Raw genomic sequence first — 7,981 nt, forward strand, 5'->3', positions numbered from 1 at the left:
GACTACGCACATCGCTGTGCGATTTATTTAAAACTTTGAATTAACAGGTACGTTTTGTCTTGTTTAGTTTTCAAAGAACTTTGTTCATCGCTCTTGAAGCGACTTAATTATTGTAACATATCAACTTCAATGTCGTCAACAACTTTTTGAAATTTCTTTTTTAGAATTCGTTTCGTCATCAGCGACGTATATTAGAATACCACCCTTGATCCAACATGTCAACAATAATTGATAAATTAAATGATGAAGCGTTTAATGACTATCAAAGCTGCGATGCCGGGAATCCCCAGAATCCCGCTGATGCCCGTTGTAATCAGGTTAACAGGGATATGAATACCGAGACTGCTCCCGAACAAGTTCACACCCACCAGCAGAATCGCGCCGGCAATAAATTTAATGGCGGTCACACCAATCCATCTTAGCGGTTTTGAAGATACTCCCCATAAAAAAAGCAAAGCAACCAGACCGACAATCAAACCGATAATGAAAAAAGGCTCCATGAATCTTCCCCCTCGCTTGTTTAGTACAAGCTTATGAGAAGATCCCGGAGAATAGACCTCTTACTTCCATCTGCTCATTTTCAAATTCCGCTGCTTCGCTTCTTTCAAATAAAAAAAGTACTTAGATTCAGCGACTTTCAGCTCAAACAACACCTCAGCGGAGGGCTCGAGACTTTTCTCGACCAGACTCTTCTGTCTGTTCCATTCTTCTTTTTGTTTAAAGAGCTGTTCTATCAGCTTCTCATCAAACTCTTTTCTTAATGTATTTCTGCGAAGAAAACCCATGCCTTGCCTTTTCCTCCCTTACAATTCACGTCTTCCTTCAAGAGCTTTTGAAAGAGTGACCTCATCAGCATATTCCAAATCACCGCCGACGGGCAGACCGTGGGCAATACGGGAGAGCTTGATGCCTGAGGGCTTTAACAGCCTTGATATATACATCGCTGTTGCTTCCCCTTCAATATTAGGGTTGGTTGCGAGAATAACTTCTGTCACTTGATCATCCTGAAGACGTTTCAGCAGCTCCGGAATCTTAATATCCTCCGGGCCGATGCCGTCCATTGGTGAAATCGCGCCGTGAAGAACATGATACTGGCCGTTATATTCCTTCATTTTCTCCATTGCGATCACATCCTTAGGGTCCTGCACGACACAAATAACAGACTTATCCCTTCTTGTGTCCTCACATATATAACAAGGGTCCTGATCTGTTATATGTCCGCAAATCGAGCAATATGTCAGATTCCGCTTCGCATTGACAAGCGCCTTAGCAAAATCCAATACTGTGTCTTCTTTCATACCTAGAACAAAAAAAGCCAGACGAACCGCTGTTTTCGGTCCGATCCCTGGCAATTTCATAAAGCTGTCAATCAGCTTTGATATTGGTTCAGGATACTGCATGTTTATTTATCCCCCTAGAATAAACCCGGTATGTTCATTCCTTTTGTAAATTGTCCCATTGTCTCATTCGTCATGTCATCCACTTTTTTGAGGGCGTCGTTTGTCGCAGCAAGAACCAGGTCCTGAAGCATTTCGATATCTTCCGGATCAACGACTTCTTCTTTAATGGCAATGTCTACAACTTCTTTTTGGCCGTTGACTTTTACAGTCACCATACCGCCGCCTGCTGTGCCTTCAAGCACTTTTTCAGCAAGCTCCTCCTGAGCCTTCGCCATATCCTTTTGCATTTTTTGCATTTGTTTCATCATTTTTTGCATGTTTCCCATTCCGCCACGCATATTCAATCACTCTCTTTCATCTTATTAGTCTTTTATTTCGATTAAATCCGCTCCGACAAGTTTTTTCGCCTCTGCAATCAGCGGATCTTCTTCAGCCGGTTCGTTTGATCCTTCACTTTCCTGCTGGTGATCATTTAAAAATTCTTCTCTTATTTTACCCCATTGTGCTTCCGGAACGCCAATCAAATCCATTCTTTTCCCGAGCATTGATTCGAGAATCTGTTCAAGATTCGTACGGACTCCGTTATTGTCTTCTGCAACCATTTTACAATGGATTTCGTATTTAAATTTAAGCACAAATGCCTTTTGAGCAGCAGCCACCGGTTCACTGTCATTCAAAAGAGCCGCATGAGACACCTTATTCTGCTGTTTCAGATGTGCCAGCAGCTTGCCCCAGCTGCTTTTAAGCTGTTCAAGTTCAGGTCTTGTGGCTTCCTTCAATATCTCATGAATTCTTCCGACCGGAGCTTTGTAATGGCTTTTTCCGCCTTTTTGAGGACGCGGAGCTTCTTTCGGAGCGCTTTCCATCTGAACCTTCACACCGGAGCTTTTCAGCCTTTCTACTTCCTGCTCAAGCTGCTGAATCTTATTCATCAGCATGCCGACCTCAGGGATGTCTCCGGCGGATTGCTGTGCCGTCTGGCATATTTTCACGACAGCCACTTCAAAAAAGATTCTTGGGTGGTTCGTCCACTTCATTTCCTGATGGCTTTTGTTCAGGATATCAATCATCTCATATAAAGCAGGGGCCGGTATGTCACCGCTCAGATTCCGAAACGTTTCATCGACCTTCACCTTTTCCAGGACTCCTTCTAAACCGGGAGCGGCCTGGTACAAGAGCATATCCCTAAAATAGAAAATCATATCTTCAATCAGTTTGGCCGCATCTTTCCCTTGCTGGAGCAATTCATTCAGTGTTTCCAATGCCTCGGAAACCTGTTTGCGGTGAAGAGCAGATGCCAGTTTCCCAATATAGTGCTGAGAAACGGCTCCGGTAATGAGCAATGCATCATCCACCGACAGCTCCTCGCCGCTGAATGATACGGCTTGATCGAGCAGGCTCAGCGCGTCCCTCATTCCTCCGTCCGCAGCACTCGCTATGATATCAAGGGCTCCTTCTTCCACCTTCAGCTGCTCTGCATCGACGATTGTCTTCATTCGTCCGACAATTGCTTTGGATGTAATCCGTTTGAAGTCAAAACGCTGACATCTGGAGATAATGGTTAAAGGAATCTTATGAGGCTCAGTCGTAGCTAATATGAAAATGCAATGTGCCGGCGGTTCTTCCAGCGTTTTCAGAAGCGCATTGAATGCGCCGATAGAGAGCATATGCACCTCATCTATAATATATACTTTGTAGGTGACGGCCGACGGGGCGAATTTTACTTTGTCACGGATGTCGCGGATTTCGTCTACGCCGTTATTCGACGCCGCATCTATTTCAATCACATCTGATATAGAGCCGTTTGTGATCCCCTTGCACGCCGCACATTCATTGCACGGTTCTTCTACGGGGGCGTGCTCACAGTTGACTGCTTTCGCAAATATTTTAGCTGCACTGGTTTTTCCCGTTCCCCGCGGTCCAGAAAACAGATATGCATGAGAAAATTTCTTTTGCAAAAGGGCATTTTGCAGCGTTTTCGTAATGTGTTCCTGTCCGACCACATCTTCAAACTGCTGAGGCCTAAATACTCGATATAAAGCTTGGTAACCCACAGGATGCGCCCTCCTCTGTTATTCATCATGTTTATTATACATGAACGTGCTTTTAACGCCAAAACCCGTTTTTCATATACGAAAAAACTCACCTGCCATAAACAGGTGAGTCTGAAATTTGATGATTGATTTACCGTGCACCTTCTGTCGATTCGCTACCCTAAGCGTTACTTAAGCAGTTAGCTCAGCCCAGGCAACCCTGCGGCACATGAGAGGTTTCACTTAATGCTGCTTCCTTCCGGACCTGACATGGTTCATGAATTCCCATTGCGCAGGACCCAGACGTCAACGCCACTTACTTAAGGCAGACCTTACAGTAAACGAACCTCGAGAAGGGATTCGGCCCCGCTAGAGCGGATTGCGGGTACAGGGCACCGCTACCTCCCCGCTTAGCACGGCAAAATAAATATCAAATTTTTATATGCGCACCATTCATGATGCACACATAAGTATATCTGCTTCAGGCAGAAAATGCAACCGTACTACTCAGACAACTTTTTCCTCATGTCTTTCTTTTGCCGGCGCAGCTTTCTGAAAAAAGCGCTGAGCATTTCTCCGCACTCTTCTCCGAGCACGCCGCTCACCACTTCCGCTTGGTGGTTGAACCGCTCTTCCTGCAAGAGGTTCATCAGCGTTCCTGTACAGCCCCCCTTGGGATCAAATGCGCCGAATACAACCTTATCGACTCTCGAAAGCACGACGGCTCCCGCGCACATCGGACACGGCTCCAAAGTGACATAAAGAACGGCATCCTCAAGTCTCCATGTCCCCAGCTTGCGGCATGCTTCGTCTATCGCCAGCATTTCCGCGTGGGCCAGCGACCGCTGTTCGGTCTCCCGCAGATTATGCGCCCGTGCCACGATCTCATCATGCAGAACAAGGACGGCTCCGATCGGCACTTCGCCTTTCGCTTCTGCTTTTTCCGCTTCTTTTATGGCTTCTCTCATATAATATTCATCATTCATCGGTTCAAGCTCTCTTCTTAAGTTTTTTCATGTCTCATAAAGGTTAAAATAGGAATACCCCAGCAGAAAGGAGTTGCCGGCATTGTCTGAACCTAACAACACAGCCCTTCTCATTGTCGATATGATTAACAATTTTCAATTTGATATGGGCGAACGTCTTGCTGAAAAAACCAAACAAATCGTCCCCCGTATTTTATCATTAAAGAAGCATGCAAAACAAAACAACTGGCCGATTATTTATATTAATGACCATTACGGGCTTTGGAAGGCGGATATTGATGCCATCAGGGAGGAATGCAGCAATGACAGAAGCACTTCCATAATAGAAGATATCTCGCCTCACCCGGATGATTATTTTCTCATTAAACCGAAGCATTCCGCTTTTTATGAAACGGCGCTTCATACTCTTCTGACCGAGCTGCAAGTGAACCGATTAATGATTACGGGGATTGCCGGAAATATTTGTGTGCTGTTCACAGCTAACGACGCTTATATGAGAGAATACAGCATTACCATCCCGAAAGACTGCACCGCTTCCAATAGCGACGAAGACAATGATTTCGCCTTGACGATGATGGAGAATGTTCTCTTCGCGGAAATAACCACGGAAAAACAAATTATCGACGAAAAATAAACATGATCGGCCTCCTTTTTTCATACATTTGATAGCGGATATGAAAGGAGGCGTTTTTCATTCAGATCTATGTAGTGAAACGGGGCGACACGCTTTCCGCTATTGCGGCGCGCTACCGGACAGCCGCAAATGTCATTGCGGAAGCAAATAAACTGCCGAATCCCAATACACTGGTTGTCGGACAAACTCTTGTCATCCCGATTGAGGGTCAATATTACGAAGTGAAACAAGGCGATACTCTTGCGGCAATCGCCGGCCGTTTTCATATATCGGCCGCGGAGCTTGCGAGGGTGAACGGAATTCAGCTCAGCACTCCATTGCAAAGCGGGACCCGCCTTTACATTCCGCAGCAGACAAATAAGCCCGATATCGAATCAAATGCATATATAGAACCGCGGGGAACGAGCGTAAGCGCTAATCTGCAGCAGGCGGCAAGAGAGGCCTCACCTTATTTAACATACCTCGGCGCATTCAGTTTTCAAGTGCAGCGGAACGGGACTTTAAAGGAACCGCCTCTCACCAATTTAAGAAGCATCAGTGACAGGCACAACACCGCCCTGATGATGATCATCACCAACCTTGAAAATGACGCATTCAGCGATGATCTCGGGCGGCTCATTTTGAATGATAATACCGTGAAAACAAAACTCTTTCAGGAAATCGTCTCCACGGCTAAACAGCACGGCTTTCGCGATATTCATTTTGATTTCGAATATTTACGTCCTCAGGACAGAGAAGCCTACAATCGTTTTTTACGTGAAGCGAGGACGATTTTTCACCGTCAAGGCTGGAAGATTTCAACGGCGCTTGCTCCGAAAACGAGCGCGACCCAGGCCGGCAAATGGTATGAAGCACATGACTATAGGGCACATGGAGAAATCGTCGATTTTGTCGTCATCATGACATATGAGTGGGGGTACAGCGGAGGCCCGGCTCAGGCCGTATCACCTATCGGCCCTGTAAGAAATGTCATTGATTACGCGCTGACGGAAATGCCTTCTTCAAAAATCGTTATGGGCCAGAACATGTACGGCTACGATTGGACACTGCCTTTTAAACAGGGAACGACAGCCAAAGCCGTCAGTCCTCAGCAGGCAATCGCTCTGGCAGCACGCCATAAAGTCGACATTCAATATGACGAAACCGCCCAGGCTCCATTCTTTCGTTACACGGATGAAAATCAGAGACGTCATGAAGTATGGTTTGAAGACGCACGATCCATTCAAGCGAAATTCAATTTAATTAAAGAACTGCATTTAAGAGGAATCAGCTATTGGAAACTCGGCCTCTCCTTCCCGCAAAACTGGCTTTTGCTCAACGATCAATTTCATATTGTAAAAGAGACGTTTCGTTAATTGGAAGCGTCTTTTTTCATGGGCTTTTCTGAGAGTGTGATACAATATAAAGGCCGGCAGCTGACGGATGTTTGCAGAATTAAGGAGGATTTTCAATGAACAGAGCCCCTTTTATCGCGGTAGAAGGTCCTATCGGGGCAGGAAAAACGACACTCGCTACGATGCTTTCTAAAGAGCTCGGTTTTCCTATGATTAATGAGATTGTGGAAGACAACCCTTATCTCGATAAGTTTTATGACAATATCGAGGAGTGGAGTTTCCAGCTTGAAATGTTTTTTCTATGTCACAGGTATAAACAGCTTGAAGACACCGATCGAGATTATTTAAAACAAGGACAGCCCGTTTTGTCCGATTATCATATTTATAAAAATGTTATTTTCGCAGAGCGTACATTGCACGGCCAAAAGCTTGAGAAATATAAGCAGATTTATCATCTGCTCACTCACGACCTGCCGAAACCGAATATCATTGTATACATAAAGGCAAGCCTGCCGACATTGCTTCAACGCATTGAAAAACGCGGGCGCCCGTTTGAGAAAAATATCGAGCATCAATATCTGGAACGTCTCATTGCAGATTACGACACAGCCATCAGACAGCTTCAGGAAGAAGATCCGGATATATCTGTACTGACCATTGACGGTGATACTGAAGACTTTGTTTTGAATAAGACAGACTATGAAAGAATTGCCCGTCAGGTAAAGGAGCTTATTAAATGAAAGACATTCATATTCCAAACAACGCCATTATCACAGTAGCAGGAACGGTAGGAGTCGGAAAATCGACTTTGACCAAAGCTTTAGCAAAACGGCTCGGGTTTCATACCTCACTTGAGGAAGTGGATGAAAACCCTTATTTAGAGAAGTTTTATCACGATTTTGAACGCTGGAGCTTCCATTTGCAAATTTATTTTCTGGCTGAGCGGTTCAAAGAGCAGAAAAATATGTTTGAATCAGGCGGCGGATTCGTGCAGGACCGTTCGATTTATGAAGATACAGGCATATTCGCAAAAATGCATGCCGATAAAGGAACCATGTCGCTGACAGATTACACAACATACACAAGCCTATTTGAGGCGATGGTTATGACGCCGTACTTCCCGCATCCTGATGTTTTGATCTATTTAGAAGGCGACCTTGAAAACATTATAAACCGGATTGAAAAGCGGGGCCGCGAGATGGAGCTGCAGACAAACCGCTCCTATTGGGAAGAGATGTATACACGGTACGAAGACTGGATCAGCGGTTTTAACGCCTGCCCTGTGCTGAAAGTGCGCATTGAAGATTATGACCTTGAAGCTGATGAACAGTCACTGGAACCTTTGATCGAAAAAATCAGTCACGTGATCAACGAAAACAGAAATAAATAAAAATAGCAAAGCGATTTTCCCCGAACAGAGAAAATCGCTTTTTTTGCATATAAAAAATCCGCTGCATCACATGCAGCGGACAAAACAATCTCCAATATATGCTCGAGTTTCATTAGGTTTAAAATCAATATGGCGGAGGAAGAGGGATTCGAACCCCCGCGGGCTTTGACACCCCTGTCGGTTTTCAAGACCGATCCCTTCAGC

The 7,981-nt window shown here is 45.1% G+C and carries 10 protein-coding genes and 1 other RNA gene; 4 read left to right on the plus strand and 7 right to left on the minus strand.

The window, feature by feature from the left end; all coding sequences use genetic code 11:
- Positions 1–236: 236 nt before the first annotated feature.
- The 7 genes from G9F50_RS20095 to tadA all read right to left on the minus strand — a co-directional run bounded on the left by G9F50_RS20095 (position 237) and on the right by tadA (position 4,419).
- On the minus strand, positions 237–500 hold the full coding sequence (locus G9F50_RS20095) for a pro-sigmaK processing inhibitor BofA family protein (RefSeq protein WP_015239014.1): 264 nt from the start codon (positions 498–500) through the stop codon (positions 237–239).
- A gap of 60 nt (positions 501–560) precedes the next feature.
- A complete protein-coding gene (locus tag G9F50_RS20100) occupies positions 561–785 on the minus strand; it encodes a YaaL family protein (protein WP_007408755.1) in 225 nt (74 codons plus the stop codon).
- A gap of 18 nt (positions 786–803) precedes the next feature.
- Positions 804–1,400 carry a recombination protein RecR gene (recR, locus tag G9F50_RS20105; RefSeq protein ID WP_003150697.1) on the minus strand — a complete coding sequence of 199 codons (597 nt, stop codon included), beginning with the start codon at positions 1,398–1,400 and terminating at the stop codon, positions 804–806.
- A 14-nt stretch (positions 1,401–1,414) separates the two neighbouring features.
- Positions 1,415–1,738, minus strand: coding sequence for a YbaB/EbfC family nucleoid-associated protein (locus G9F50_RS20110; protein WP_007408754.1), 324 nt, complete (start codon positions 1,736–1,738; stop codon positions 1,415–1,417).
- Positions 1,739–1,762: 24 nt separating this feature from the next.
- Positions 1,763–3,454: a DNA polymerase III subunit gamma/tau gene (dnaX, locus tag G9F50_RS20115; protein WP_127070467.1), complete on the minus strand. Its 1,692-nt coding sequence runs from the start codon at positions 3,452–3,454 to the stop codon at positions 1,763–1,765.
- A gap of 133 nt (positions 3,455–3,587) precedes the next feature.
- Positions 3,588–3,852, minus strand: an RNA gene (gene ffs / locus G9F50_RS20120) — signal recognition particle sRNA large type.
- 84 nt (positions 3,853–3,936) lie between these two features.
- Positions 3,937–4,419 (minus strand): tRNA adenosine(34) deaminase TadA, encoded by a 483-nt coding sequence (gene tadA / locus G9F50_RS20125; protein ID WP_095352466.1) that lies wholly within the window; start codon positions 4,417–4,419, stop codon positions 3,937–3,939.
- Between the two features lie 82 nt (positions 4,420–4,501).
- On the opposite strand from tadA, the gene G9F50_RS20130 reads away from it, so the two are divergent.
- From G9F50_RS20130 to dck, 4 genes are all read left to right on the plus strand, one after another.
- Positions 4,502–5,053, plus strand: a complete 552-nt coding sequence (locus G9F50_RS20130; RefSeq protein WP_165406609.1) for a cysteine hydrolase family protein — start codon at positions 4,502–4,504, stop codon at positions 5,051–5,053.
- Positions 5,054–5,118: 65 nt separating this feature from the next.
- On the plus strand, positions 5,119–6,408 hold the full coding sequence (locus G9F50_RS20135) for a glycoside hydrolase family 18 protein (RefSeq protein WP_185670516.1): 1,290 nt from the start codon (positions 5,119–5,121) through the stop codon (positions 6,406–6,408).
- Positions 6,409–6,503: 95 nt separating this feature from the next.
- Positions 6,504–7,127 (plus strand): deoxyguanosine kinase, encoded by a 624-nt coding sequence (gene dgk, locus G9F50_RS20140; RefSeq protein WP_060561849.1) that lies wholly within the window; start codon positions 6,504–6,506, stop codon positions 7,125–7,127.
- Positions 7,124–7,777, plus strand: a complete 654-nt coding sequence (gene dck, locus G9F50_RS20145; RefSeq protein WP_007615132.1) for a deoxyadenosine/deoxycytidine kinase — start codon at positions 7,124–7,126, stop codon at positions 7,775–7,777. Before dgk ends, dck begins: the two co-directional genes overlap by 4 nt.
- Positions 7,778–7,981 lie beyond the last annotated feature (204 nt).

The sequence above is a fragment of the Bacillus sp. EKM206B genome, from assembly GCF_011066015.1.
GTDB classification, from domain to species: Bacteria; Bacillota; Bacilli; order Bacillales; family Bacillaceae; genus Bacillus; species Bacillus velezensis.

What these genes read in the sequence shown, in the direction of transcription:
- G9F50_RS20095 (WP_015239014.1), bottom strand. Translation starts at nt 500, where the DNA reads ATGGAGCCTTTTTTCATTATCGGTTTGATTGTCGGTCTGGTTGCTTTG.
- G9F50_RS20100 (WP_007408755.1), bottom strand. Translation starts at nt 785, where the DNA reads ATGGGTTTTCTTCGCAGAAATACATTAAGAAAAGAGTTTGATGAGAAG.
- recR (WP_003150697.1), bottom strand. Translation starts at nt 1,400, where the DNA reads ATGCAGTATCCTGAACCAATATCAAAGCTGATTGACAGCTTTATGAAA.
- G9F50_RS20110 (WP_007408754.1), bottom strand. Translation starts at nt 1,738, where the DNA reads ATGCGTGGCGGAATGGGAAACATGCAAAAAATGATGAAACAAATGCAA.
- tadA (WP_095352466.1), bottom strand. Translation starts at nt 4,419, where the DNA reads ATGAATGATGAATATTATATGAGAGAAGCCATAAAAGAAGCGGAAAAA.
- dgk (WP_060561849.1), top strand. Translation starts at nt 6,504, where the DNA reads ATGAACAGAGCCCCTTTTATCGCGGTAGAAGGTCCTATCGGGGCAGGA.
- dck (WP_007615132.1), top strand. Translation starts at nt 7,124, where the DNA reads ATGAAAGACATTCATATTCCAAACAACGCCATTATCACAGTAGCAGGA.